Raw genomic sequence first — 23,294 nt, 5'->3', positions numbered from 1 at the left:
TCATGACGAGCCTGGATCAGGCATAGTAAGCAAACGCGGCGATCAGGAAGGCTCGCCCGTCATAGACCCTCAGGGAGCAACATGGGACAACCATCGATCCACGATCATATTGAAATGCTCCGGCCAGTCGTGCCCCGTCTCAAGGTCCGCTCGGCGGTGATCCTGCTGGTGGCGGTGTGCCTGTCGATGGTGGTTATCGTGATCTGGGAAGCCTGGAGCTCTCGCCAGTACCGCCTGCATGACAAGGAAGTGGCGATGTCCAACCTTGCGCAGACCCTGGCATCGCAAGCGCAGGCCACGATCAAGCAGGCCGACACGCTGCTGTTCACCCTGGTTGATCGTCTGGAACACGACGGCGTGGATAAATCCCGGCTGCCGCTATTGCTCAACGCCCAGCGCAGTGAGTTGAGCCAACTCCATGGTGTCTTTGTTTTCGACGAAAATGGGCAGTGGGTCGCCAATTCCAATGGCGCCGGCCAGACCGGTGTCAACAATTCCGACCGCGAATACTTCATCTTCCATCGCGATAACCCCAGCCGGGGGCCGCACATCGGGCCGTCGATCAAGAGCCGTTCGAGCGGTGAATGGATCGTGACGGTTTCGCGCCGGGTCAATCATCCCGACGGCAGCTTTGCCGGGGTGGCGCTGGCGTCAATCTACCTCAGCCATTTCCTGCAGCTCTACGACAGCATCGACATGGGCAGTAACGGCGTGATCAACCTGATCGCCGACAATGCCAGCGTTGTCATTCGCCGACCCTTCAAGGAGGCGGACATCGGCACCAGCCTCGCCAAAAGTCCGTTGTTCACCCAGTTGTTGCCAAAGGGCGACGCGGGTACGGCCACGATCAAGTCGATCATCGACGGTGTCGAGCGGGTAATAGGGTATCGCCGGGTCGAGGGTTATCCGCTGATCGTTTTTACCGCGTTGAACAAGGATGAAGTGCTCGGCAGCTGGCGCAAGGAGACGCTGCTCAGCACCGGCATCGTCACGCTGTTGCTGGGTTTTATCGGGGTACTGGGGTTTCGGCTGATCAAGCTGATGAGGCAGCAGAACCTGGTGCAGGTCGAGTTGCTGGACACCCAGGACAAGCTGCTGGAGGTCAATCGCAACCTCGAAGGCCTGGCCCTCAAGGACGCACTGACGGGGCTGGCCAACCGTCGTCAGCTCGACGCTTTCATCGATGCCGAAATGGGCCGTGCCCGACGCAACCAGTCCGAATTGGCTTTGCTGATGATTGATGTCGATCATTTCAAACCCTTCAACGACCGCTACGGCCACCTGGTCGGTGATGAGTGTCTGCGCAAGGTCAGTGCGATCATCACGGAAAACATCAAGCGCCCCGGTGACCTGGCCGCCCGCTATGGTGGCGAAGAGTTCGCCGTGGTGCTGCCCGGCACCGACTACGTGGGGGCATTTCTGGTGGCGGAGAAAATCCGCCGCGCGGTACTGCAGGCCGATATTGCCCACAGTGACAGCCCGGAAGGCAGCGTAACCGTCAGCGTCGGCGTATGTGCCAGCAATGCCGCGTCCCAGATCCGCCCCGAAGACCTGATCGGTGCGGCAGACAAGGCGCTGTATGTGGCCAAGGCCAGTGGGCGCAACATGAGCGTGATTGCCAACTGAGGGGCGGGCGCCAGTCAAACCGGTCCGTTCCCTGGACCAGCCACCAGCCCAGGACGCGACCGTCGGGTGGTTGAAGATTCAGGCGGCCCATCGCTTGATCAATCGAAGATAGACCAGCATATTGATCAGCAACACCACGGCGCCCAATCCCAACTGAATGTCGGGGGTCAGTCCCGCCGGGTAAATCACCGGCCAAATGTAATGCTCGACGAACCCACCGCCATAGCCGGTTTGCCCGGCTTCATGGCGCATGTGGTTTTCCCAGTCGGTCAGCGGGCAGGGCAGGTGGAAGAATTCCACCGCCATACCCCACAACGCAGCGGGCGGATGCCACCAGATCAGGTGGCGCCATTTGAGCACCAGCAACCCGCCGAACAACACGAACACAATGAACAGCAAGTGGAACAGCATCAGCCCATCGGCGGCGATTCTGTACAGCATGTCGGTGCCCCTGAAGGCTGAACGAATCGTTCCATGGTACTCGGGCCGCAGGCCGGCGCTCTATCGATGGTCGCGATCCAATGCCCTGAGCACGTCCTTCAAATGCTCGGTCATCGATTCACTGCTGCGTTGCATGGGCGCGCGCAGTTCGTCTCCGATCAAGCCTTGCAGGGCCAGGGCGGTTTTCACCGGGGCCGGGTTGGGCTCCAGGAACAGGCTATTGATCAGCGCCAGCAAACGGAAAAACGTGGCGCGGCCCTCAGCCAATTGGTTGTCGCGGATCTGCCGGTACAACTGCACGAACAGTTCCGGATGGACATGCGCCGACGCGGCAATCGCGCCTTTGGCGCCCAGGCACAGGGCGTTGAAGATCTGGTTGTCTTCGCCGCACAGCACGTCGACAAGGCCGCTTTTGAGCAGGGCGAGGGTGTTCGAAAAATTGCCGCCGCAATCCTTGATGGCGACGATCCGTTCGTGGGCGACGATGTTGAGCAGGGTCGCCTGTTCGAAGGCCACGCCGGTGCGGTAGGGGATGTCGTAGAGAATCAGCGCAACGCTGGAGGCATCGGCGACCGTGCGGAAAAACGCCTCGAGGCCGGCCTGGGAGGGGCGGATGTAATACGGCGCCGGCACCAGCAGGCCAGCCACCGGGCGCTTGAGGATCTCGCTCTGGAACTGCAACAACTCGGTCAGGTTGTTACCGGCCAGGCCCATGACCACCTGTTGCGCCGGCACCAGCTCCAGCACCGCATCGAGCACGGCCAGTTGCTCATGCTTGCCCATCGCCGCCGGTTCGCCGGTGGTGCCACAAACGATGAGGCCGTCGACGCCTTTTTCCAGCAGATGGCTGACCAGCCGGCGCAAGCCGACGAAATCGATGGCGCCGTTGTGAAAGGGGGTGACCAGTGGAACCCAGATACCTTGAAACGCTGACATGCACTTTCTCCTGATGGTTGACCGATTTCGTCACCGTCAGGGGCATGGAAGGAGAGTAAGCAAGGGGAGGGTGGTCCGTCGCGCTCAATGTCCTGTCAGCTCATCTGACGGGACAGCGCGCCCCGGTCACATGAGCGACTGTTTCTTCGATTTGAGGGCGTGCGCAACGCAACCTTGCGCCTTGGCAATCAAGCCAATGACGGAAGAGTCGAGATTGAAGGTTGCGGACATACTTGCTTACACCCTGAGTGAGGCGCCCAGTTTTAAAAGCCGGAGCGCCATTTGTCAATCACGAAAATCAGCGTACTCGGCGCGCATCCGGCCATTGTGCTTGGCCCTGTAGAGCAGATGATCGACCTGTTCGACGAATTCCAGGGCCGTCGCATGCATCGACGCCAGGGTGGTGCCGACGCCGAGGCTGATACTCAGCAGCTTCGACACGTTCGAGAATTCATGGGGGATCTGTTGCTGGCGAATCAGGTGCAGGCATTTGTGCGCCACCAGCCGCGCAGACTCGGCATCGGTTTCCGGCAGCAGCCAGACAAATTCTTCACCGCCGATCCGCGCGATGAAGTCCCGTGGCCGGTTGGCCGCCAGGGACAAGGTTTGCGCGACGCGGCGCAGGCATTCGTCGCCCTTGATGTGGCCGTAATGGTCGTTGTACTGCTTGAAGTAGTCGATATCCAGCACGATCACCGACAACGGCAAGCCGGTGCGCTGGGCCGTGTTCCACTCGCGCTCGAGCACTGTGTCGAACATGCGCCGGTTGGCGATGCCGGTCAGGCCGTCCTGGAAGGAGTACTCCTCAAGCTGCTTTTGCAGGCGGATCAGGTGCTCTTCGGTTTTCTTGCGCTCGCTGATATCGAACATGAAACCCACCAGCGCCTCGACTTCGCCGTCCTTGCGCACCACATGCACCACATCGCGGATCCAGACGTACTCGCCGCTTTCGGTGAGTGCGCGATAGTCGGCCTCGTGATCGATACCGGCGCGCGACTGCGAGACACAGAAGTCCATCACGTAGTCGCGGTCATCCGGGTGCATGCGCTCGACCCAGTCATTGACCGAGGCCCAGCTGTGCTGCTTCCAGCCCAGCAGCTCTTCGATCTGTGGCCCGATGTAGCTGAACGTCATGGTTTTCCAGTCGATGCGCCAGGGAATCGCCCGGGTTGACTCCAGCAGGGTTTTATAAACGTCGCTGTCGGTTTCCACTGAACTCATGAAGGGCCTGCCTCGAGGAAAATGCAGGGCCATCATGTTGCTAGCACTTTGGCGAATCAAGCGGGCAGCCGATGAATGGCACGCCGCGTATCAGTGAGCAAGATTGTTCAAGCCTTCGGCAGCGACTGCTGGCACAGTCCGGGGTCTTTCCCTGTCTGTAGAATGTTATGTCCAACTCAATCATGCCGCGCAGTGCATTTTTGCGTGGCGCAGCGGCGATCATGCCGTTGTCCCTGGCCACCGCGCCCTGGGGTTTGCTGGCCGGTTCCATGGCCATCGAAGCCAATCTCACGCCCCTGCAAGGCCAGGGCCTGTCGAGCATTGTGTTTGCCGGTGCGGCGCAACTGGTGGCCATCGGCATGCTCAAGGGCGGGGCCGGGATCTTTTCGATCCTGCTGACCACGTTGCTGCTGACTTCGCAGCATTTGCTCTACGGAATGAGCATGCGCTCGGTCATTTCGCCCTTGCCGGGGCGCTGGCGCGCGGGCCTGGGGTTCTTGCTCACCGATGAGTTGTTCGCCCTGACCAGCCAGCACGACAAACAGCAGTTCAACCGCTGGTACGCCCTGGGTGTGGGCCTGACGTTCTACATCGCCTGGAACCTGTTCACCCTGGCGGGCATTGTGCTTGGCAGCAGTATTCCCGGCCTTGAACACCTGGGCCTGGACTTCTCCATCGCGGCGACCTTCATCGCCCTGATCACCCCGGTGGTGCGCAATGTGCCGACCGTGGTGTGTGTGGCGGTGTCGCTGTTCTGTTCGGTACTGTTCAGCTACTGGCAATGGGGCTCGGCGCTGGTGCTGTCGGGACTGGCGGGCATGACCGCCGGGTTTGTCTGCAATAAATTCTACGGTGGCCGCACATGATGGTCTGGGCAGTGATTATCGGAATGGGCGTGTTGGTGTTCCTCAACCGCTATGTTTTTCTGGAACCGCGACTGCCGCTACGCTTGAGTAGCAATGCCCGGCAGTTCCTGGGGTTTGCCGTACCGGGCATGTTGACCGCCATCTGCGGGCCGATTGTGTTCATGCCGGAAAAACAGCTGAATCTGCACTGGGACAATCCCTATCTGATCAGCTCGCTGGTGGCTGTCGTCCTGGTGCTCTACACCCGTAATACGTTGCTCAGCATGCTGTTGAGCATGGGCTTCTTCTTTTTGCTGCGCTGGTGGCTTTGAGCGGGGCAGGGGAACTGATCTAAGCTTAAGTTGATGACCGATCCCTTCAGGAAGAGAGGTGAACATGGCCAATGAACCCAAGCAACCGGACCTGGAAGAAGACGAGGACGAACCCACGGAAGAAGAGATTGAGCAACAGAAGCGTTCGATACCGGACTGGAAGCATCCTGACGACGGTAAGGAACTGTCAGAGCCTGATCGCAAGTTCTGACCGGCACGGGAATACAATGAAGCCCCGCCATTGAGCGTAATGCTGCTCACTTAAGGACGAACACTGTATCTGTGGCGAGGGAGCTTGCTCCCGCTGGGGCGCGAAGCGGCCATAAAAATAGGACTGCTGCGCAGTCCAACGGGAGCAAGCTCCCTCGCCACAGGTTGCTTATTGTTTGCTCTATCTCTTAAGTGAGCAGCATTACGCCATTGAGCGGGGCTTTGTCGTTATTGACAGGTTCATGGAACTTCCTTGATCAGCGCGGCGCCCTGGTTCCTGACATTGCCAACGGCCCTGTCAACCTTGTACCACTCGAACACATCACTGACCTCGCCCTGGGATAACGCCATTTCCTCGGCTCGTTCCTTGGGCGTGGCAGGGTCCAGCCATTCCCGCGCCAGCTCGGGCGAGAACACCACCGGTCGGCGGTCATGCACGTCAAGCAGGCCGCCTGCGCTGTCGGCCGTCAGGATGACGAAACCGTCGTGCTCCCTGTGAGGCGCTCCGCCGATGGGGTACTGGCCGATGGCCGCGCAGAAAGCCGGGGCGCGATTGCGTCGTCGAATCAACCACGGTTGTTTGTTGCCGTCGCCGGCGTCGACCCATTCGAACCAGTTATCAATCGGGCAGATCGCGCGATGGGGCCAGATCGCCCGGAAGTACGGGCCGTGGGCGACTTTCTCGACCCGGGCATTGACCGGCCCCGTGCGATCCGTTGCCCAGTGCGGTCGCCAACCCCAGCGCACGGCGTCAGCGTGCAGCCGCTCGTTCTCCAGGTGCAGCAGGGCGAGTTGCGTGGTGGGGGCGGCGTTATAGTGCCCCAGGGGTTCGTTGCCGACGTGATTGATCAGCGCGTCGGGGATGCTCAGCACCGCTACGAAGTCGTGGATTCCACGGTATTGCGACAGTCGTCCGCACATGGCCTGACACTCCGGTTAAGACGCTCCGACCGAAGCTTTGAGTTTAGTAGCTCGTGACGAAACGGGCCTGGCAAGCACCGGAACCAAACCCTGTGTACCCTATCCAACCTCGGCCGGTCGTCTCGATACGGGCCGACGACGGATGAGCGATCGAAGGATCCTTGCCCTTTGAAGTATCGACCGTGATGGTCTGGCCCAAGGCAAAAGATGAAACCATTGTTCAAGTGTTTAACGGTGTGTGCCCTGGCAGTGGGTCTGCTGGGCTGTATCGCCGCACCGATCGAAATGACTCCCCGGACCGAACAGCGTTTGCAGGTGCAACCCCCCATCCGGTTTCTGCTGACCTTCGATGACGGTCCCAGTGCATCGAGCTGGTGGAACCCGACCGTCACGGTATTGGAGAGCCTGGCGCGAAATCCGCAGCAGCCGGACATCAAGGCCGTGTTCTTCGTGCAAACCCGCGCTCCGCGAGCCGGTGGCAGCGAATTGGGCCGGGACATCATGCGTCGTGAACATGCCGAAGGTCATATCCTGGGCTTTCACACGGCGACACCCTGGCACACCAATCATCGCTCCCTTGATCCGCCAGCGTTGGAGCAGGCCCTCACCGATGGCAGCGCCGACATCGCCGCGATTACCGGCGCCCGGCCAACCCTGCTGCGCCCGCCATTCTGGAACTACGACAAGCGTACCTTCGCCGCTTATCAGCAGCATGGCCTGCATGTACTGCTCACAGATTTGAGCGCCAATGACGGCAAGATCTGGGGCTTCAACGCCAGCCCCCGGCGCCGGTCGCACATGCTGCGTTCGATGTCCGAAGTTCGCGAACGCATTGCCCGCGGTGAATTGCCGGTGGTCGATGGCGTGATTCCGGTGGTGGTGACCTTCCACGACCTCAACCGCTATACCGCCCGGCATACCCGTGAGTACCTGCAGATTCTGCTCGACAGCGCCCGGGAGACCGGGGTGAAAACCGCCGACAAGCCGTTTTACGACGATCAGGCCGCGCTACAGCGGGCGGCCATGGCACGAACCGTGCGCGACGGTTCGCAGCCGGTCGAATTGCCAGGGTTCTGGAACTGGATCTGGGGGGGTAATTCCCACTGAAAGGCCGGAAATGCGAGGGGTATAACAAAATTGACGGCAATTTACTGGCGCAAAATCGGCAAAGTGTAACTATGCTGAAACGGCTCCAATCGAATTGACTGTCGCCCGAGGGACCGGCCATGCTTCCGATTTCAGTGCTTTGCAACATCGTAGAGTCCGGTTTTGAGCCGCTGTCGTGCGAGTGCACGGAGAATCTCGGACTGCTGCGCATCGAAGTCTGTGACCCCGTCACCAAGCGAGTGGAGCTGTTGATCAGCGGCGTTTCGACGGCGGAGCTGACCAGCGTGCGCGCCATTTCTGACTTTGTCGGCGAATTGCGTACCGAGATGAAGGCGGGGCGCCGGGCGTTTGCCGGCTGATTGTTGTCAGCTTCGCGGTAGCAGCTCATCAATCATCCGCAAACAATGGTTCAACCCCGGCGAGACATCGCCCACCCGTTGGCTGAGAATGATCGGCGAGGTGGCGTTGTCCTCCAGCAGCGGGGTGAAGCCGATGTCGTCGCGGTGCAGCAACTGCACCGAGGCCGGTACCAGCGTGACCCCGATTCCTGCCCCCACCAGCCCGATCGCCGTTTGCAGTTCGTTGGTCCATTGCGCGACGTGGATGCTCACGCCGTAGGATTCGAACAGGGCAATCACATGGTCGGCGTAACTCGGCCGTGGATTGCCGGGGTACAGCACAAAGGGTTCCCTGGCCAGATCCCGCAGGCTGATGGGCCCTGCAAGTAATGGATGACCGGCGGGCAGGGCGGCGACCAGGCGGTCCTCGGTGAGCACGGTCTGGATGATGGCCGGGTCGTCAATACGGATCCGGCCGAAACCGATGTCGATGCGCCCGGCCTTCAACGCCTGCACCTGTTGCAGGGTGGTCATTTCCGAAAGCCCCAGCTCCAGCTCCAGCGGTTCGCCACTGCGTAACCGCCGGATCAGTTCCGGCAGCACGCCATACAGTGTCGACGGCGCAAAACCGATACCCAGCCAGGTTTTCTCACCCAACCCGATGCGGCGTGTGTTGTCGCAGACCTTGTTCAGTTGTTCGAGCAGGGCGGTGGAGTGTTCATGGAAAAACCGCCCGGCGTCGGTCAGCTTCAGCGGCCGGCCGCGCTCGAGCAGCATCACCCCCAATTCGTCCTCCAGCTGCTGGATCTGCCGGCTCAAGGGCGGCTGGGCGATGTGCAGCAACTCGGCCGCGCGGGTGAAGTTGAGGGTTTGAGCCAATACCTGGAAGTAACGCAGGTGCCGCAGTTCCATGGAGCCTCCAGCCAATCAGTTGCATACCTTTAAGGTATCAAGTCAGACCAATTCTATATTGGCTTCAGGAAAAAAGCCGTACGAGAATCGATTCCAGAACTTCAAGAACCTGACGGGTATCGAAATGCTTGCAACAGCCATTGAGTCGATCGAGACGATCATCGTCGATCTGCCGACCATCCGCCCACACAAGCTGGCGATGCACACCATGCAGAACCAGACCCTGGTGATCATCCGCGTGCGTTGCGCCGACGGCATCGAAGGCATCGGCGAATCCACCACCATCGGTGGCCTGGCCTACGGCAATGAAAGCCCGGACAGCATCAAGACCAACATCGACACGCATTTCGCACCGCTGTTGATCGGCCAGGACAGCAACAACGTCAACGCGGCCATGTTGCGCCTGGAGCGCAGCATTCGCGGCAACACCTTCGCCAAATCCGGTATCGAAACCGCACTGCTCGATGCCTTGGGCAAACGCCTCGGTCTGCCGGTCAGCGAATTGCTCGGCGGCCGTGTTCGTGATGCACTGCCGGTGGCCTGGACCCTGGCCAGCGGCGACACCGAAAAAGACATCGCCGAAGCGGAAAAAATGCTCGACCTGCGTCGCCACCGCATCTTCAAACTGAAGATCGGTGCCGGTGAGGTCAACCGCGACCTGGCCCACGTCATCGCCATCAAGAAAGCCTTGGGTGACCGCGCCAGTGTGCGGGTTGACGTCAATCAGGCCTGGGACGAAGCGGTCGCGCTGCGGGCCTGCCGGATTCTCGGCACCAACGGCATCGACCTGATCGAACAACCGATCTCGCGCAACAACCGCGCCGGCATGGCTCGCCTCAACGCCATGAGCCCGGCGCCGATCATGGCCGACGAATCCATCGAATGCGTGGAAGATGCGTTCAACCTGGCCCGCGAAGGCGCGGCTTCGGTGTTCGCCCTGAAGATCGCCAAGAATGGTGGCCCCCGTGCCGTATTGCGCACCGCCTCGATCGCCGAAGCGGCCGGCATCGCCCTGTATGGCGGCACCATGCTTGAAGGCGGCCTGGGCACCATGGCCTCGGCTCATGCCTTCGTCACCCTGAACAAACTGGCGTGGGACACCGAACTGTTCGGCCCGCTGTTGCTGACCGAAGACATTCTCAGCGAACCGCTGGTGTATCGCGATTTTGAACTGCACGTGCCGAACACCCCGGGTCTGGGCCTGAGCCTGGATGAAGAGCGCCTGGCGTTCTTCCGCCGCGACAAGACCATTCATCAAGCCTGAGGAGAGCATTATGCTGTTCCACGTAAAAATGACCGTGAACCTGCCGGTCGACATGAATCCCGAAGCGGCAACCAAACTCAAGGCTGACGAAAAAGCCCTGGCCCAGCGTCTGCAAGAGCAGGGCAAGTGGCGCCACCTGTGGCGCATCGCCGGGCATTACGCCAACTACAGCGTGTTCGATGTCGACAGCGTTCAGGAACTGCATGACCTGCTGATGCAATTGCCACTGTTTCCGTACATGGCCATCGAGATCGATGCGATGTGCCGGCATCCTTCTTCCATCCGTGACGATGACCGCTGAGCCCAGCCTGTTCAGCGCGCTACGCTAATAATTACAAGATGAGGAACCCAGAATGAACGTCAAGATTTCCCACACTGCCGAAGTCCAGAAATTTCTCGAAGAGGCCAGCGGCCTGCTCAACGACGCCGGCGACCCACGGACCAAGGCACTGGTCTACCGCATCCTGCGTGATTCGGTGAACATCATCGAAGACCTGGCGGTGACCCCGGAAGAGTTCTGGAAAGCCGTCAACTACCTCAACGTGCTGGGCGCGCGCCAGGAAGCCGGGCTGGTGGTGGCCGGTCTCGGTCTGGAGCACTACCTCGACCTGCTGATGGACGCCGAAGACGAGCAGGCCGGCAAGTCCGGCGGCACGCCGCGTACCATCGAAGGTCCACTGTATGTGGCGAGCGCGCCGCTGTCGGAAGGCGAAGCACGTCTGGATGACGGCGTCGATCCGGGTGTGACCCTGTTCATGCAAGGCCGCGTATTCAACACCGCTGGCGAACCTTTGGCCGGCGCCGTGGTAGACGTCTGGCACGCCAACACAGGCGGTACCTACTCGTACTTCGATACCACGCAGTCGGAATTCAACCTGCGTCGCCGCATCGTTACCGACGCCGAAGGCCGCTACCGTTTTCGCAGCATCGTGCCGTCGGGCTACGGCTGCCCACCGGACGGTCCGACCCAGCAACTGCTCGATCAACTGGGCCGTCATGGCCAGCGCCCGGCGCACGTACACTTCTTCATTTCCGCGCCGGATCATCGCCACCTGACCACCCAGATCAACCTGGATGGCGAGAAGTATCTGCATGACGATTTCGCCTACGCCACCCGTGATGAGCTGATCGCCAAGATCACCTTCAGCGATGATCAGCAGCGTGCGGCGGCCCACGGTGTGAGCGGGCGCTTTGCCGAAATAGAATTCGATTTCACCCTGCAGTCCTCGGCCCAGCCTGAAGAACAGCAGCGCCACGAGCGGGTTCGCGCACTCGAGGATTAATCGCAAATCCATGTGGGAGCAGCTTGCTCGCGAAAGCGGAGTGTCAGTCAACGTTGATGTTGAATCGGACGCCCCCTTCGCGAGCAAGCCCGCTCCCACAAGGGGTTTTGGTTAACTGTCTGGAAAACCTCAAGGGACTGACGCACTGTTCTAGAATGCCCCGACGCAACCTATAACAACAATGAGAGTGACCCGATGATGCAAGCTCAACTGTTGAGTCAGCGCAGCAGAGTATTCGACCATGCCGACCCGTACGCGGTGTCGGGCTACGTCAATCAGCATGTCGGTAACCACTGCATTCTCATGCCTCGCGCCGGCAGCCCGCTGGCCAGTCTCGATCATCGCAAGTTCGCCAGCCTCGACCTGTGCCGCATCAGCTACGGTGCCAGTGTGCGCGTGACGTCCGGTGCGCTGGACAGCATTTATCACCTGCAAGTGCTGCTGCGCGGCAATTGCCTGTGGCGCGGCCACGGCCAGGAGCATTACTTCGCCCCCGGCGAGTTGCTGCTGATCAATCCCGACGATCCGGTGGACCTGACGTACTCCGACGATTGCGAAAAATTCATCCTCAAGGTCCCGACCCGTTTGTTTGAATCGGTCTGCGATGAGCAGCGCTGGCGCTATCCGGGGCAGGGCGTGCGGTTTCTGGAAAACCGTTATCAGCTCAATGAACTGGAAGGTTTCGTCAACCTGTTGGGGATGATTTGCCAAGAGGCCGAGTCCACCGAGCAGATCCCCAGGGTGCAGGAGCATTACACGCAGATCATCGTCAGCAAGATGCTCAGCCTGATGAAAACCAATGTCTCTCGCCTGGAACTGGGCTCGCAGACGGCCACGTTCGAAGCGATTGCCGATTACATCGCCAATAACCTCAAGCAGGACATCGACAGCGAAGAGCTGGCGCGCCAGGCGCACATGAGCCTGCGCTCGCTGTATGGCCTGTTCGAGCGCAATGCCGGCCTTACGCCGAAAAACTACCTGCGCCAGAAACGCCTGGAACGCATCAACGCCTGCCTGAGCGACCCGACCTGCAACGTGCGCAACGTCACCGAAGTGGCGATGGACTACGGCTTCCTGCACTTGGGGCGGTTCTCCGACAGCTACCGCAAGCAGTTCGGCGAATTGCCGTCCGATACCCTCAAGCGCCGTCACTGAATCAATATTCCCTGTAGGAGCTGCCGAAGGCTGCGATCTTTTGATTTTGTTTTTTAAGACAAGATCAACGGATCGCAGCCTTGGGCAGCTCCTACGGGCTTATCTGCACAAAACGGATAAAGGTCTGCACCCCGCGGATATTCCAGCCTGCCTCCCCGTCCTAGCATGACCCCTGCCTGAACAATAACAATGGAGGCGGTGGCCATGACCCTGCGACCCGAATACGTGCATTCCCTGCTTGAAGACGATCCCGAGCAGGGCCTCTATCGCTGCAAACGCGAGATGTTCACCGATCCCCGGTTGTTCGATCTGGAGATGGAACACATCTTCGAGGGCAACTGGTTGTACCTGGCCCACGAAAGCCAGATCCCCAACATCAACGACTTCTACACCACCACCATGGGGCGCCAGTCGGTCTTCATCGCGCGCAACAAGGACGGTGTGCTCAACGCTTTCATCAACGCCTGCAGCCACCGTGGCGCGACCTTGTGCCGGCACAAGTCCGGCAACAAGAGCTCCTACACCTGCCCGTTCCACGGCTGGACCTTCAACAACTCCGGCAAGCTGCTCAAGGTCAAGGATCCGGCCAACGCCGGTTACCCGTCGAGCTTCAACTGCGAAGGCTCCCACGACCTGACCCGCGTCGCGCGTTTCGAGTCCTATCGCGGTTTCCTGTTTGGCAGTCTCAAGGCTGATGTTTTGCCGCTGGTCGAGCACCTGGGCGAATCGGCGAAGATCATCGACATGATCGTCGACCAGTCCGCCGATGGCCTGGAAGTGCTGCGCGGTTCCTCCAGCTACATCTACGAAGGCAACTGGAAGCTCACCGCCGAGAATGGCGCCGACGGCTACCACGTCAGCTCCGTGCACTGGAACTACGCGGCCACCCAGAACCAGCGCAAGCAGCGCGAGGCCGGCGACAGCAATCCGACCATGAGCGCCGGCAGCTGGGCCAAGCAGGGCGGTGGTTTCTATTCCTTCGACAAGGGCCACATGCTGCTCTGGACCCGTTGGGCCAACCCCGAGGACCGTCCGCTGTACGAGCGCCGCGATGAACTGGCGCAAGACTTCGGCAAGGCCCGCGCCGACTGGATGATCGAGAATTCGCGCAACCTGTGCCTGTACCCGAACGTGTACCTGATGGACCAGTTCAGCTCGCAGATCCGCATCGCCCGGCCGATCTCGGTCAACCGCACGGAAATCACCATCTACTGCATCGCCCCCAAAGGCGAGAGCGACCACGCCCGTTCCAGCCGGATTCGCCAGTACGAAGATTTCTTCAACGTCAGCGGCATGGCCACGCCGGACGACCTGGAGGAATTCCGCTCCTGCCAGACCAGCTACCAGGGCAGCGTCACCACCTGGAACGACATGTCCCGGGGTGCCGAGCACTGGATCGAAGGCGCTGACGAGGCCGCGAAAGAGATTGACCTGCATCCGCTGCTCAGTGGCGTGCGCACCGAAGACGAGGGCCTGTTCGTGCTGCAACACAAATACTGGCAGCAGACCATGCTCAAGGCCCTGGCGGCCGAGCAGTCGAAACTGATCGCCGTGGAGGACGTGCAATGAGTATTTCCTTTGATGCCGTGCGCGACTTTCTCTACCGAGAAGCACGCTACCTCGATGACCGCCAGTGGGACGAATGGCTGGAAATGTACGCCCCCGACGCGACGTACTGGATGCCGTCCTGGGACGACAACGATGAATTGACCGAAGACCCACAACGGGAAATCTCGCTGATCTGGTACGGCAACCGCACCGGCCTGGAAGACCGCATCTTCCGCATCAAGACCGAGCGCTCCAGCGCCAGCGTGCCGGACACCCGCACCTCCCACAACATCAGCAACATCGAGCTGCTCGAACAGGCCGACGGCGTGTGCAAGGTGCGCTTCAACTGGCACACCTTGAGTTTTCGCTACAAGACCGTCGACAGCTATTTCGGCAGCAGTTTCTACACCCTCGATGTGCGCGGTGAGAACCCGCGGATCTTGGCCAAGAAAGTGATCCTGAAGAACGACTACGTTCGCCAGGTCATCGATGTTTATCACTTGTGAGACTGCCGTCATGACCCATTCCATTGCGTTCAACTTTGAAGACGGCGTCACCCGGTTCATCGACGCCAACGTCGGCGAAACCGTGGCCGATGCCGCGTACCGCCAGGGCATCAACATCCCGCTGGACTGCCGCGACGGCGCTTGCGGCACCTGCAAGTGTTTTGCCGAAGCCGGTCAATACGATCTGGGCGAGGAGTACATCGACGACGCCCTCAGCCCGGAAGAGGCCGCGCAGGGTTTTGTCCTGACTTGCCAGATGCGTGCGCAGAGCGATTGCGTGGTGCGGGTGCCGACGTCCTCCGAGGTCTGCCGCACCCGTCAGGCCAGCTACGACGCCACCATCAGCGCCGTGCGCCAGCTGTCCGACAGCACCATCGCGCTGTCGATCAAGGGCGAAGCCCTGAGCAAGCTGGCGTTCCTGCCGGGGCAATATGTGAACCTGGGGATTCCTGGTAGCGAGCAGACTCGTGCCTATTCGTTCAGCTCGTTGCAGCGCGATGGCGAGGTCAGCTTCCTGATTCGCAACGTGCCCGGCGGCCTGATGAGCAGCTTCCTGACCGGCATGGCCAAGGCCGGCGACTGCATGAGCCTGGCCGGTCCCTTGGGCAGCTTCTACCTGCGCGACATCCGTCGGCCGCTGTTGCTGCTGGCCGGTGGCACCGGGCTGGCGCCGTTCACCGCGATGCTGGAAAAGATCGCCGAGCAGGGCAGCGATCACCCGCTGCATTTGATCTACGGCGTGACCCACGATTTCGACCTGGTGGAAATCGACCGCCTCGAAGCCTTTGCCGCGCGCATCCCCAACTTCACCTTCAGCGCCTGCGTCGCCAGCCCCGAGAGCCAACACCCGCTCAAGGGCTATGTGACCCAGCACATCGAGCCGAAGCACCTGAACGATGGCGACGTCGACGTCTACCTGTGCGGCCCGCCGCCGATGGTCGAGGCGGTCAGCCAGTTCATTCGCGAACAGGGCATCGCGCCGGCCAACTTCTACTTCGAGAAATTCGCCGCCAGCGCGGCATAACCGTATTTCGCTGATCCCTGTAGGAGCTGCCGAGTGAAACGAGGCTGCGATCTTTTGATTGTGCTTTTCAAAATCCAGGATCAAAAGATCGCAGCCTTCGGCAGCTCCTACAGAGGGAGGCGTTGGCGTGAGCACGAGGATGACCATGAACCGATTTCACGAAAAAGTCGCACTGATCACCGGCGCCGCCCAAGGCATCGGGCGGCGGGTGGCCGAGCGCATGGCCGCCGAAGGGGCGAAGCTGATCCTGGTGGATCGCTCCGACCTGGTGTTCGAAGCCCAGCAGCAGTTGGCGTCAACCACCCAGGTACTGGCCCTGACCGCCGACCTCGAGCAATACGAGGAATGCAGCCGGGTGATGCAAGCCGCCGTCGAGCGCTTCGGTCGCCTCGATGTACTGGTCAATAACGTCGGCGGGACGATCTGGGCCAAGCCGTTCGAGCACTATGAAGCGTCGCAGATCGAGGCCGAGGTTCGTCGTTCACTGTTCCCGACCTTGTGGTGTTGCCATGCCGCGCTGCCGTTCATGCTGGAGCAGGGCAGTGGTGCGATCGTCAACGTATCCTCCATCGCCACCCGTAGCCTCAACCGTGTGCCCTACGGTGCGGCAAAGGGTGGGGTCAATGCCTTGACCGCTTGTCTGGCGTTCGAAACCGCCGGTCGCGGCGTGCGTGTCAATGCCACGGCGCCGGGCGGCACCGAAGCGCCGCCGCGACGCATACCCCGCAACGGTGCCGAGCAGAGTGAGCAGGAAAAACTCTGGTACCAGCAGATCGTCGACCAGACCCTCGACAGCAGTCTGATGAAACGCTACGGCACCCTGGATGAGCAAGCGGGGGCTATTCTGTTTCTGGCCAGCGACGATGCGTCCTATATCACCGGCATGGTCATGCCCGTGGGCGGTGGCGATCAGGGCTGAGGCGAGCGGCGAACAACCCCTTCGGCGAACGGAGTCATGGTGATGAGTGACAAACCCACGATCGTGCTGGTCCATGGTTTCTGGGGCGGTGCCGCCCACTGGAACAAGGTCATCGTCAAGTTGCTCAGCCGGGGTGACACGCACATTCGTGCCGTCGAGTTACCGCTGACGTCCCTGGCCGAGGATGCCGAGCGCACGCGCAAGATGGTTGCCCAGGTGCCCGGTCCGGTGCTGCTGGTGGGGCATTCCTATGGCGGCGCGGTCATCACTGAAGCGGGTGATTTGCCGAACGTGGTCGGGTTGGTGTACATCGCCGCGTTCGCCCCGGACGCTGGCGAAAGTCCCGGCGGCATCACGCAACGGCACCCGCCTGCGGCAGCGGCAAACCTGACCCCGGATAGCGATGGTTACCTGTGGGTCAAGCCCGAGCTCTACCACGAGAGCTTCTGCCAGGACCTGCCGGCGACCGAAGGGTTGGTCATGGGCCTCACCCAGAAAGCACCGCTGGCGAGCACCTTTGGCGACACCATTGGCACGGTGGCCTGGAAGAACAAGCCATCGTGGTATCAGGTTTCGACCGCAGACCGGATGATCGCGCCTCAGAACCAGCAATGGATGGCGGCGCGGCTCAACGCCCGGGAGATTCTGACCTTGCATGCCAGCCACGCATCATTGGCTTCGATGCCCGCCGAAGTGGCGGCCTTGATCGACAGGGCCGCGACGGCGTTGGCCAAAGGCTAGGGCCTACAGGCGGCGCACAAAGGTGCCGACAATACTGCGCATGGTGTCGCTGATGTTCAGGTTGTGGACCGCATCCAGAGGGTGCCAGATGCAATCGGTGATTTCGTTCAGCGGCCGCAATTGCTCAAGGTTCAGCACCGACACCTCGAATACGTGATGTCGGGTGTCGTCCGATTCCAGCTCCAGCACGTACACCAACTCGTCGACCCGCAAGCCGGTTTCCTCCAGCAGCTCGCGAACGGCGGCATCGGCGGCGCTTTCACCCCGTTCAAGCTTGCCGCCGGGCAACGTCCAGCGTCCCCCACGCTTGCGTACCAGCAGTACATGCCTGTCTTGCTCGCAGATGATCGTTGCGCGTACTTTCATGGATTACCCGATGTCCGTTGTCATGGAAAAGGCATGCAAATGCAGCATTCGGGCCAGGGCCGCGATTGTGCTGCTATCTGGGTAATTTGAGCGGCCGACGCGACGAAAAGTGCAACCGAAAGAAGGAATTTCCATGGCGACGGCTGGTCGGTATTTTGGACAAGGGTGGGTGTAAGGTTAGCAAGTCAACCTGATATCACTGCCCAAAAGGAGGTGACTATGAGTGTTCCGATGCTGAACAAAATGCACATGAACGGTTACGACGTACTCAGTGTGAACCACGGCCCCTGGCGGGTGTGCACCCAGGGCGACCGACTGGGCTCGTTTGCCAGTCGAGAAGAAGCACTGGCGTTTGCCGCTTCGTTGCCCGGCTACAGGGCGAGTACTGGCAAGCCTGCGGGCAGCCATCAGACAAAATGAAATCAGGCCAGAAGCCCCGGTTCTCCGGGGCTTTTTCATGATGCTACGACGCTAGTAGCCACCACCTCCACCGGCGCGGGAGGGCTCCCGGGCCTTAAGCTGCGTATTGCTCCATTGCGCGCAGGTCATGAAACTCTTGTGGTCGACCATGCCCCGGCCGTCGAAGCTGACATTGAACGCTTGTTGATGGCCGGACTGAGTCAGCCTGTAGTCAAAGCACGTGCCGGGTTCGGCGGTACGGTCGCTGACCGTCAGGGGCTGGCCGCCGATTTGACGGACTTGCTCCTGGGTCATGCCGGTGTCGACTTTCGCGACCAGAGGCTGGTCCTGGTAGATCGAGTTGGTGCTGCAGCCTGCCAACGCGGTCAGTACGACGACCAGCGTAATTAGAGGCCTGTTCATGGCAGCGCTCCCGCTATTGAGCCTTGTTGCGGCTAATAACCTTGGCTTTCACTTCCTCGGCGTAGCCGGACAGTTTTGCTTCATCGCCCTGAAACAAGGCGCACAGCTTCTGAACGGCTTGCGCGTCGATGTCATTGCCAAGCAGGCGCAATTGCTGCTCGATGCGCAACAGCTCCACGGCCGACCAGCGCAAATCTGACGCAAGCCCCTGCAGATCGCGCCGAAGTTCCTGTTCCGATTCGTTAAGCCACATAATGACCTCCTGAGTGCTTCATTCAGGAATTCTAGACCTGTTTACCGGGCCGGATGTTATGTTCGTCTGATTGAGCGGGTTTTCCTTTGGTCGGGGAAATAAGCGTGAACATGACAGTACGCTTTCCTGCTTTATCTGAAAGCAAGGAACTAAACGGGCAAAGTGATATCAATGAAAGTCGCCGAATCGTTGGGGATGGCTGTAGGGACGATGGCGAGCTACATTTTCTTTTTTCGAATTAAAGGAAGCAGCATGCGGATGTTGATGGGAGGGGTCGCGCTGGCATTACTGGCCGGGTGTTCGTTGCCGGCGTCGCTGGTACCGGGCGAGCCAAATGTCAGCAAGCAGAGCGAAAAAACGCCAAAAGAGTATGCGGCGTGTGTGTTGCCTGCCTGGAAAAAGGAAGTATCGAATACCACTCAGGTTTCGATATCCAATGGATACCGCATCACGGCGCCCAGCGTGATCACGGCCGACGAAGTGCTGGATATCGTGAAATACAAGGACGGCAGCCGGGTTTCGCTCTATCAGGGGCCACCTTGGGCCAAGTCAGGCGACCTGCGCAAAATCGTGCGCGACTGTTTGTAAGCGCGGGAGGGTGAAAATCGGTCACCGACCGTTTTTCGACTCAATTGAGAAAAAACCGGATGCCTGGCGTGCATCCGGTTTTTTTTTGCGTGCCATTTGCCTGTGTGAAATTTACCGTGTATTTTTTCATGAAATTAAAAATACAAAATTTCACGAGGCCGTATGTTTCAGCAATCCACCCGGCATGTCGCCAGTTACTACGCCCATACCTGCGCCGATCGTCTGGTCGATCGAGCCGCACTGGAAGGTGAGCAAGACACCGAAGTGCTGATCATCGGGGCCGGCTTCAGCGGATTGCACACGGCTTTGCGCCTGGCGCTGGCCGGCAAGCGCGTGACCTTGCTCGAAGCCAGCCGGGTGGCCTGGGCCGCGTCCGGGCGTAATGGCGGGCAGGCGATTCTTGGTTGGTCGTGCGACATGCCACCGCTGGAAGCGGCACTGGGTTACGAACGGGCGCGGCGCCTGTGGGACGGCATGCGCTGGGCCGCGCGGGAATTGCGTGACTTGCCTGGCCGCCATGAGTTCGATTGCGACTACCGCGCCGGTCATCTGTGGACCTCGGTAATGCCCCGTCGGGTAGGCCTGCTGACCGAATGGCAACACGAGGCCAGCCACAAGTGGGGCCACGACAAACTGCAATTTATCGAGCGCAGCGAATTGCCCCGGTGGGTTGCCAGCGAGCGTTATCAGGCCGGCCTGTTCGATCCCGAAGGCGGGCATTTGAATCCGCTGAAACTGGCCCTGGGCCTGGCCGATGCGATCGAGCGTGCCGGTGGCCGCATCCATGAGCTAAGCAAGGCGCTGAGCTATGGCGAGGAGGGCGACGGGTTTGTGGTGACCACCGAGCGTGGTCGTATTCGCGCCGATGTGCTGGTGCTGGCGTGCAACGCTTACCTCGATCGACTCGATCCGCAACTGGCCAGTTGCGTGTTGCCGGTCGGGACCTATCAAGTCGCGACCGCGCCGCTCTCCAAGGAGCAAGCCACCGCGCTGCTGCCAAGCAACGTGTGCGTGACCGACAACCAGTTCGTACTCGATTATTTCCGTCGCACCCCGGATAACCGCCTGCTGTTCGGCGGTGGTTGCACTTACCTGGGCGGCATGCCCAAGGACATCGCCGCCGCGACCCGGCCGTTCCTGGAGCGCGTGTTCCCGCAACTCACCGGCGTCGATCTGGAGTTTGCCTGGGGCGGCCACATCGACCTGACCCTCAAGCGCACGCCGGATATCGGCCGGCGTGGCGATCTGTACTGGATGCAGGGGTATTCCGGGCATGGCGTGCTGCCGACACTCGCCGCGGCGCGGGCGGTGTCCGACGCGGTACTCGGCCAGCCCGACGAATTATCCCTGTACCAGGGCCTGAACAACGGCAGTTTTCCCGGCGGCAAATACCTGGCCGCGCCACTGGAAGCCATCGGCAAGGCCTGGTATCGACTGCGCGACAGCATTTGAAGCGACACTTTCTGGAAGCCTCTAGATGGACATGCAAGAAGAAATCTCGGCGCTGGCGATCCTGATCCAGGACCTGCGCAAGCACAAGAAATACACCCTCAAGGAACTGGCGGACAAAATCGGTCGTTCCGTGGGGTTTCTATCCCAGGTCGAGCGTGGCCTGTCGCGCCCGACCGTGGCGGACCTGACCGCCATCAGCGAAACCCTGGGGGTGCCGACCACCTATTTCTACAGCCTGCCCAAACCCATGGCCTTGTCCTGGGTCACCCGCCCGGACGAACGCCGCACGCTGTACTACGCCGACGGCATCACCGACATCCTCGTTTCGCCAAAGATGCGCGCGTCCTTTTCGATGCTCGAAAGCCAGCTCGAACCCGGCGCCAGCAGCGGCGACCGGCACATGAAGGACAGCTCGGAGCAGGGCGGTTATGTCCTGGAAGGGCAACTGACCCTGTGGCTCGACGACAACGAACCGGTGACCCTGCATCCCGGTGACAGCTTTCAACTGGCCAGCCATGCGCACTGCCGCTACGGCAACCTGTCCGACCAACTGACCCGCGTGCTTTGGGTTTACACCTGATAACAACAAGGACCAAAACGATGGATGCTGTGTGCTCTGAACTGCTGGCCGAGGTTCGCAACTTCCGCCACTGCAACCCCGAAGTGCGTTACGTCGACCTGATATCCCTGGACATTCCGGGGCATTTCTACGGCAAGCGCTACCCGATCGAGATGCTGGAAAAAGTCGCTGCCGGCAGTGCCCTGAAGCTGCCGCAGAACTGCGTGCTGCTCGGCACCCAGGGCGGACTGTTCAAGATCGGCGATTACTGCTTCAACGATGGTGACCCGGATGCACTGCGCCGTTTGGTGCCTGGCACCTTGAAGTTGGTGAGCTGGGAAAAGCAGCCCTTGGGCCAGATGCTGATCACCTCCGACGGCACCGAAAAACCCATCGAATTCGAACCCCGCGAAGTGCTGGCGCGGGTGCTGGAGCGGCTCAAGCGCAAGGGCATTTTCCCGGTGGTGGCCTTCGAACTGGAGTTCTACCTGTTCGACAGTCGCTTGAAGGACGGCTTGCCGCAATTTCCCCGTGATGAGCTGAGTGGCGATGCCGACGATCAGCCGAACATGCACATCGAACGCCTGTCGCGCTTCGCCCCGGTGCTCGATGAAATGGTCGAGACCGCGCGAGCCCAAGGCGTCGATGCCACGGTGATCACCGCCGAACTCGGCCCGGGCCAGTTCGAAATCAACTTCGGCCATTGCGATGACGGCCTGCGCGCCGCCGACTGGGCTGCCCTGTTCTGTCGCAGCACCCGGGGCGTGGCGCTCAAGCACAACTACCGCGCCAGCTTCATGGCCAAACCCTACTTGCAGCACCCCGGCAGCGGCATGCACGTGCATGTCAGCCTGTATGACCAGGCCGGCAACAACCTGCTGGCGGCGAACGGCCAGCGGGCGCTGCGCCATGCGGTGGCCGGTTGCCTGGATGTGTTGCCGCACTGCATGCCGATCTTTGCCCCGAACCACAACGCCATGCGCCGCTTGAGCGGCACGGTGAACGTCGCGTCCCGCGCCAGTTGGGGCTTCGAGGATCGCGATGCCTGCTTGCGTATTCCGGAGTCGGACATCAAGAACCTGCGCATCGAACATCGCCTGGCGGGCGCCGATGCCAACCCCTATCTGGCGTTGGCGGCGATTCTGGTGGGGCTGGAGCAAGGCCTGGAAGGGGAGTGCGAGCCGATTGCACCGCTCAACGAAGACCGTGGCAGTGGCATCGATTTTCCGTTGGAAATGCTTGAAGCCGTGCAGTCCATGCAAAATCATGCATCGCTGCGCGAAGGCTTGGGGGCGGAGTTCGTGGACGTCTATTGCGAAAACAAGCGCCAGGATCATCTGGCATTTCTGCATGACATCAGTGTGCGGGAGTATCGTTGGTTCTTGTAGTCGCCCTTAAAAAATATGTGGATATTGAAGGGGTTAGAAGGATTAGTAACCGGATAGTGAATAAAAATATCTTGTTACAGGCCGAAATATTCCGTAATATCCGCGCCGCGTTCACCACCACGGTTTATGCATTTTTAAATCCCGGGCGTCCATCAGCTGCCTGGGATTTTTTTTGCCTGAGATTTGAGACCGCAATGGCGCCCCCTCATGGCTATCAGCCGAGCGGCCGGACAGGCGGGGTTTGTCTCGATTCAATGCACTTGACCACTGGCCGTCTCCGGTCGATTGGCTGAGGAAGTGTCACAGCCGATCAAGGCCGCGGCCAATATATAGATCAGTAAATACTCAGGCTTCACCGAACAATATCCATTCGATGTTTTCCTCTTTGACGGTCATTCGGTCGGCGAGCAAGAAGCGGCTAAGACGATGCTGAACATTCAGGGTCGGCATGATCTCGCCCTTCTCGAAGCGCCGGGGCTCGCCTTTTTCCAGGCGCGACCAGGATTGACCGGCGATACTTTCCGCCAGCCAATAACC

General features: G+C 60.4%; 28 protein-coding genes and 1 pseudogene. 20 read left to right on the top strand and 9 right to left on the bottom strand.

Annotated elements, in window-relative coordinates:
• The first annotated feature begins 81 nt into the window (after positions 1 to 81).
• A complete protein-coding gene (locus ACM6IT_RS12940; RefSeq protein WP_056723521.1) occupies positions 82 to 1,626 on the top strand; it encodes a sensor domain-containing diguanylate cyclase in 1,545 nt (514 codons plus the stop codon).
• 78 nt (positions 1,627 to 1,704) lie between these two features.
• Here the strand turns inward: ACM6IT_RS12940 and ACM6IT_RS12935 are convergent, their stop codons facing one another.
• The 3 genes from ACM6IT_RS12935 to ACM6IT_RS12925 form a co-directional block, all read right to left on the bottom strand.
• Positions 1,705 to 2,067 carry a DUF2784 domain-containing protein gene (locus ACM6IT_RS12935; protein WP_414918132.1) on the bottom strand — a complete coding sequence of 121 codons (363 nt, stop codon included), beginning with the start codon at positions 2,065 to 2,067 and terminating at the stop codon, positions 1,705 to 1,707.
• Positions 2,068 to 2,127: 60 nt separating this feature from the next.
• On the bottom strand, positions 2,128 to 3,003 hold the full coding sequence (gene dapA, locus ACM6IT_RS12930; protein ID WP_414913659.1) for a 4-hydroxy-tetrahydrodipicolinate synthase: 876 nt from the start codon (positions 3,001 to 3,003) through the stop codon (positions 2,128 to 2,130).
• A 285-nt stretch (positions 3,004 to 3,288) separates the two neighbouring features.
• On the bottom strand, positions 3,289 to 4,224 hold the full coding sequence (locus tag ACM6IT_RS12925; RefSeq protein WP_414918131.1) for a diguanylate cyclase domain-containing protein: 936 nt from the start codon (positions 4,222 to 4,224) through the stop codon (positions 3,289 to 3,291).
• Positions 4,225 to 4,391: 167 nt separating this feature from the next.
• On the opposite strand from ACM6IT_RS12925, the gene ACM6IT_RS12920 reads away from it, so the two are divergent.
• Genes ACM6IT_RS12920 through ACM6IT_RS12910 form a run of 3 tightly spaced genes read left to right on the top strand, consistent with a single transcriptional unit; the run spans position 4,392 to position 5,612 of the window.
• Positions 4,392 to 5,090 carry an AzlC family ABC transporter permease gene (locus ACM6IT_RS12920; protein WP_007978998.1) on the top strand — a complete coding sequence of 233 codons (699 nt, stop codon included), beginning with the start codon at positions 4,392 to 4,394 and terminating at the stop codon, positions 5,088 to 5,090.
• Positions 5,090 to 5,401 (top strand): AzlD domain-containing protein, encoded by a 312-nt coding sequence (locus tag ACM6IT_RS12915; protein ID WP_162252411.1) that lies wholly within the window; start codon positions 5,090 to 5,092, stop codon positions 5,399 to 5,401. The genes ACM6IT_RS12920 and ACM6IT_RS12915 overlap by 1 nt, the downstream gene beginning before the upstream one ends.
• 58 nt (positions 5,402 to 5,459) lie before the next feature.
• Positions 5,460 to 5,612 carry a hypothetical protein gene (locus tag ACM6IT_RS12910; RefSeq protein WP_414913678.1) on the top strand — a complete coding sequence of 51 codons (153 nt, stop codon included), beginning with the start codon at positions 5,460 to 5,462 and terminating at the stop codon, positions 5,610 to 5,612.
• A gap of 239 nt (positions 5,613 to 5,851) precedes the next feature.
• Here ACM6IT_RS12910 and ACM6IT_RS12905 read toward each other — a convergent pair whose 3' ends face one another.
• Positions 5,852 to 6,532 carry an SOS response-associated peptidase family protein gene (locus ACM6IT_RS12905; protein ID WP_414918130.1) on the bottom strand — a complete coding sequence of 227 codons (681 nt, stop codon included), beginning with the start codon at positions 6,530 to 6,532 and terminating at the stop codon, positions 5,852 to 5,854.
• A 207-nt stretch (positions 6,533 to 6,739) separates the two neighbouring features.
• Here ACM6IT_RS12905 and ACM6IT_RS12900 point away from each other — a divergent pair, with 207 nt between their 5' ends.
• Positions 6,740 to 7,639 (top strand): polysaccharide deacetylase family protein, encoded by a 900-nt coding sequence (locus ACM6IT_RS12900; protein ID WP_414918129.1) that lies wholly within the window; start codon positions 6,740 to 6,742, stop codon positions 7,637 to 7,639.
• Between the two features lie 119 nt (positions 7,640 to 7,758).
• Positions 7,759 to 7,998: a DUF1652 domain-containing protein gene (locus tag ACM6IT_RS12895; RefSeq protein ID WP_056723537.1), complete on the top strand. Its 240-nt coding sequence runs from the start codon at positions 7,759 to 7,761 to the stop codon at positions 7,996 to 7,998.
• A 6-nt stretch (positions 7,999 to 8,004) separates the two neighbouring features.
• On the opposite strand, the gene ACM6IT_RS12890 is transcribed toward ACM6IT_RS12895, so the two are convergent.
• Positions 8,005 to 8,889, bottom strand: coding sequence for a LysR family transcriptional regulator (locus tag ACM6IT_RS12890; protein WP_414918128.1), 885 nt, complete (start codon positions 8,887 to 8,889; stop codon positions 8,005 to 8,007).
• A 124-nt stretch (positions 8,890 to 9,013) separates the two neighbouring features.
• Here ACM6IT_RS12890 and ACM6IT_RS12885 point away from each other — a divergent pair, with 124 nt between their 5' ends.
• The 9 genes from ACM6IT_RS12885 (at position 9,014) to ACM6IT_RS12845 (ending at position 17,329) form a co-directional block, all read left to right on the top strand.
• Entirely contained in the window at positions 9,014 to 10,153 is a 1,140-nt protein-coding gene (locus ACM6IT_RS12885) for a muconate cycloisomerase family protein (protein ID WP_056723540.1), read from the top strand.
• Between the two features lie 10 nt (positions 10,154 to 10,163).
• Positions 10,164 to 10,454, top strand: coding sequence for a muconolactone Delta-isomerase (gene catC, locus ACM6IT_RS12880; protein ID WP_056723542.1), 291 nt, complete (start codon positions 10,164 to 10,166; stop codon positions 10,452 to 10,454).
• A gap of 52 nt (positions 10,455 to 10,506) precedes the next feature.
• Positions 10,507 to 11,436, top strand: coding sequence for a catechol 1,2-dioxygenase (gene catA, locus ACM6IT_RS12875; protein ID WP_414918127.1), 930 nt, complete (start codon positions 10,507 to 10,509; stop codon positions 11,434 to 11,436).
• A 195-nt stretch (positions 11,437 to 11,631) separates the two neighbouring features.
• Complete coding sequence (locus tag ACM6IT_RS12870) at positions 11,632 to 12,591, top strand: AraC family transcriptional regulator (protein WP_414913657.1); 960 nt, start codon at positions 11,632 to 11,634, stop codon at positions 12,589 to 12,591.
• Between the two features lie 204 nt (positions 12,592 to 12,795).
• The gene (gene benA / locus ACM6IT_RS12865; RefSeq protein ID WP_409079278.1) at positions 12,796 to 14,160 is read left to right on the top strand and encodes a benzoate 1,2-dioxygenase large subunit; all 1,365 of its coding nucleotides are present in this window, start codon (positions 12,796 to 12,798) and stop codon (positions 14,158 to 14,160) included.
• The gene (benB, locus tag ACM6IT_RS12860; protein WP_414918126.1) at positions 14,157 to 14,645 is read left to right on the top strand and encodes a benzoate 1,2-dioxygenase small subunit; all 489 of its coding nucleotides are present in this window, start codon (positions 14,157 to 14,159) and stop codon (positions 14,643 to 14,645) included. Before benA ends, benB begins: the two co-directional genes overlap by 4 nt.
• A 10-nt stretch (positions 14,646 to 14,655) precedes the next feature.
• A complete protein-coding gene (gene benC / locus ACM6IT_RS12855) occupies positions 14,656 to 15,669 on the top strand; it encodes a benzoate 1,2-dioxygenase electron transfer component BenC (protein WP_414918125.1) in 1,014 nt (337 codons plus the stop codon).
• Between the two features lie 145 nt (positions 15,670 to 15,814).
• A complete protein-coding gene (locus tag ACM6IT_RS12850) occupies positions 15,815 to 16,588 on the top strand; it encodes a 1,6-dihydroxycyclohexa-2,4-diene-1-carboxylate dehydrogenase (RefSeq protein ID WP_223541494.1) in 774 nt (257 codons plus the stop codon).
• A gap of 42 nt (positions 16,589 to 16,630) precedes the next feature.
• The gene (locus ACM6IT_RS12845; RefSeq protein WP_223541495.1) at positions 16,631 to 17,329 is read left to right on the top strand and encodes an alpha/beta hydrolase; all 699 of its coding nucleotides are present in this window, start codon (positions 16,631 to 16,633) and stop codon (positions 17,327 to 17,329) included.
• A 3-nt stretch (positions 17,330 to 17,332) separates the two neighbouring features.
• Here ACM6IT_RS12845 and ACM6IT_RS12840 read toward each other — a convergent pair whose 3' ends face one another.
• Entirely contained in the window at positions 17,333 to 17,695 is a 363-nt protein-coding gene (locus ACM6IT_RS12840) for an NUDIX hydrolase (RefSeq protein ID WP_414918124.1), read from the bottom strand.
• A gap of 219 nt (positions 17,696 to 17,914) precedes the next feature.
• Between ACM6IT_RS12840 and ACM6IT_RS12835 the strand changes: the two genes are divergently transcribed.
• Positions 17,915 to 18,115: an SPOR domain-containing protein gene (locus ACM6IT_RS12835; protein WP_414918123.1), complete on the top strand. Its 201-nt coding sequence runs from the start codon at positions 17,915 to 17,917 to the stop codon at positions 18,113 to 18,115.
• A 51-nt stretch (positions 18,116 to 18,166) separates the two neighbouring features.
• Here the strand turns inward: ACM6IT_RS12835 and osmE are convergent, their stop codons facing one another.
• Entirely contained in the window at positions 18,167 to 18,517 is a 351-nt protein-coding gene (gene osmE / locus ACM6IT_RS12830; RefSeq protein ID WP_414913652.1) for an osmotically-inducible lipoprotein OsmE, read from the bottom strand.
• 13 nt (positions 18,518 to 18,530) lie between these two features.
• On the bottom strand, positions 18,531 to 18,770 hold the full coding sequence (locus tag ACM6IT_RS12825) for a hypothetical protein (RefSeq protein WP_046043505.1): 240 nt from the start codon (positions 18,768 to 18,770) through the stop codon (positions 18,531 to 18,533).
• Between the two features lie 252 nt (positions 18,771 to 19,022).
• Between ACM6IT_RS12825 and ACM6IT_RS12820 the strand changes: the two genes are divergently transcribed.
• The 4 genes from ACM6IT_RS12820 (at position 19,023) to ACM6IT_RS12805 (ending at position 22,757) form a co-directional block, all read left to right on the top strand.
• Complete coding sequence (locus ACM6IT_RS12820) at positions 19,023 to 19,358, top strand: hypothetical protein (protein ID WP_056723564.1); 336 nt, start codon at positions 19,023 to 19,025, stop codon at positions 19,356 to 19,358.
• A gap of 162 nt (positions 19,359 to 19,520) precedes the next feature.
• The gene (locus ACM6IT_RS12815) at positions 19,521 to 20,810 is read left to right on the top strand and encodes an NAD(P)/FAD-dependent oxidoreductase (protein WP_056723566.1); all 1,290 of its coding nucleotides are present in this window, start codon (positions 19,521 to 19,523) and stop codon (positions 20,808 to 20,810) included.
• A 25-nt stretch (positions 20,811 to 20,835) separates the two neighbouring features.
• Complete coding sequence (locus ACM6IT_RS12810) at positions 20,836 to 21,390, top strand: helix-turn-helix domain-containing protein (protein WP_007976194.1); 555 nt, start codon at positions 20,836 to 20,838, stop codon at positions 21,388 to 21,390.
• A 20-nt stretch (positions 21,391 to 21,410) separates the two neighbouring features.
• Positions 21,411 to 22,757 (top strand): glutamine synthetase family protein, encoded by a 1,347-nt coding sequence (locus tag ACM6IT_RS12805; protein ID WP_414918122.1) that lies wholly within the window; start codon positions 21,411 to 21,413, stop codon positions 22,755 to 22,757.
• Between the two features lie 345 nt (positions 22,758 to 23,102).
• On the opposite strand, the pseudogene ACM6IT_RS12800 reads toward ACM6IT_RS12805, so the two are convergent.
• A pseudogene (locus tag ACM6IT_RS12800) lies at positions 23,103 to 23,294 on the bottom strand (sel1 repeat family protein); the annotation flags it as partial.

Source organism: Pseudomonas sp. IT-P4 (assembly GCF_949767755.1).
GTDB classification, from domain to species: domain Bacteria; phylum Pseudomonadota; class Gammaproteobacteria; order Pseudomonadales; family Pseudomonadaceae; genus Aquipseudomonas; species Aquipseudomonas monachiensis.
This window is presented reverse-complemented; position numbering and strand designations above follow the sequence as displayed.

Bases quoted from the DNA above. Each gene is read 5' to 3' on its own strand.
- ACM6IT_RS12940 (WP_056723521.1), top strand. From the start codon at position 82: ATGGGACAACCATCGATCCACGATCATATTGAAATGCTCCGGCCAGTC.
- ACM6IT_RS12935 (WP_414918132.1), bottom strand. From the start codon at position 2,067: ATGCTGTACAGAATCGCCGCCGATGGGCTGATGCTGTTCCACTTGCTG.
- dapA (WP_414913659.1), bottom strand. From the start codon at position 3,003: ATGTCAGCGTTTCAAGGTATCTGGGTTCCACTGGTCACCCCCTTTCAC.
- ACM6IT_RS12925 (WP_414918131.1), bottom strand. From the start codon at position 4,224: ATGAGTTCAGTGGAAACCGACAGCGACGTTTATAAAACCCTGCTGGAG.
- ACM6IT_RS12920 (WP_007978998.1), top strand. From the start codon at position 4,392: ATGTCCAACTCAATCATGCCGCGCAGTGCATTTTTGCGTGGCGCAGCG.
- ACM6IT_RS12915 (WP_162252411.1), top strand. From the start codon at position 5,090: ATGGTCTGGGCAGTGATTATCGGAATGGGCGTGTTGGTGTTCCTCAAC.
- ACM6IT_RS12905 (WP_414918130.1), bottom strand. From the start codon at position 6,532: ATGTGCGGACGACTGTCGCAATACCGTGGAATCCACGACTTCGTAGCG.
- ACM6IT_RS12900 (WP_414918129.1), top strand. From the start codon at position 6,740: ATGAAACCATTGTTCAAGTGTTTAACGGTGTGTGCCCTGGCAGTGGGT.
- ACM6IT_RS12895 (WP_056723537.1), top strand. From the start codon at position 7,759: ATGCTTCCGATTTCAGTGCTTTGCAACATCGTAGAGTCCGGTTTTGAG.
- ACM6IT_RS12890 (WP_414918128.1), bottom strand. From the start codon at position 8,889: ATGGAACTGCGGCACCTGCGTTACTTCCAGGTATTGGCTCAAACCCTC.
- ACM6IT_RS12885 (WP_056723540.1), top strand. From the start codon at position 9,014: ATGCTTGCAACAGCCATTGAGTCGATCGAGACGATCATCGTCGATCTG.
- catC (WP_056723542.1), top strand. From the start codon at position 10,164: ATGCTGTTCCACGTAAAAATGACCGTGAACCTGCCGGTCGACATGAAT.
- catA (WP_414918127.1), top strand. From the start codon at position 10,507: ATGAACGTCAAGATTTCCCACACTGCCGAAGTCCAGAAATTTCTCGAA.
- ACM6IT_RS12870 (WP_414913657.1), top strand. From the start codon at position 11,632: ATGATGCAAGCTCAACTGTTGAGTCAGCGCAGCAGAGTATTCGACCAT.
- benA (WP_409079278.1), top strand. From the start codon at position 12,796: ATGACCCTGCGACCCGAATACGTGCATTCCCTGCTTGAAGACGATCCC.
- benB (WP_414918126.1), top strand. From the start codon at position 14,157: ATGAGTATTTCCTTTGATGCCGTGCGCGACTTTCTCTACCGAGAAGCA.
- benC (WP_414918125.1), top strand. From the start codon at position 14,656: ATGACCCATTCCATTGCGTTCAACTTTGAAGACGGCGTCACCCGGTTC.
- ACM6IT_RS12850 (WP_223541494.1), top strand. From the start codon at position 15,815: ATGAACCGATTTCACGAAAAAGTCGCACTGATCACCGGCGCCGCCCAA.
- ACM6IT_RS12845 (WP_223541495.1), top strand. From the start codon at position 16,631: ATGAGTGACAAACCCACGATCGTGCTGGTCCATGGTTTCTGGGGCGGT.
- ACM6IT_RS12840 (WP_414918124.1), bottom strand. From the start codon at position 17,695: ATGAAAGTACGCGCAACGATCATCTGCGAGCAAGACAGGCATGTACTG.
- ACM6IT_RS12835 (WP_414918123.1), top strand. From the start codon at position 17,915: ATGAGTGTTCCGATGCTGAACAAAATGCACATGAACGGTTACGACGTA.
- osmE (WP_414913652.1), bottom strand. From the start codon at position 18,517: ATGAACAGGCCTCTAATTACGCTGGTCGTCGTACTGACCGCGTTGGCA.
- ACM6IT_RS12825 (WP_046043505.1), bottom strand. From the start codon at position 18,770: ATGTGGCTTAACGAATCGGAACAGGAACTTCGGCGCGATCTGCAGGGG.
- ACM6IT_RS12820 (WP_056723564.1), top strand. From the start codon at position 19,023: ATGCGGATGTTGATGGGAGGGGTCGCGCTGGCATTACTGGCCGGGTGT.
- ACM6IT_RS12815 (WP_056723566.1), top strand. From the start codon at position 19,521: ATGTTTCAGCAATCCACCCGGCATGTCGCCAGTTACTACGCCCATACC.
- ACM6IT_RS12810 (WP_007976194.1), top strand. From the start codon at position 20,836: ATGGACATGCAAGAAGAAATCTCGGCGCTGGCGATCCTGATCCAGGAC.
- ACM6IT_RS12805 (WP_414918122.1), top strand. From the start codon at position 21,411: ATGGATGCTGTGTGCTCTGAACTGCTGGCCGAGGTTCGCAACTTCCGC.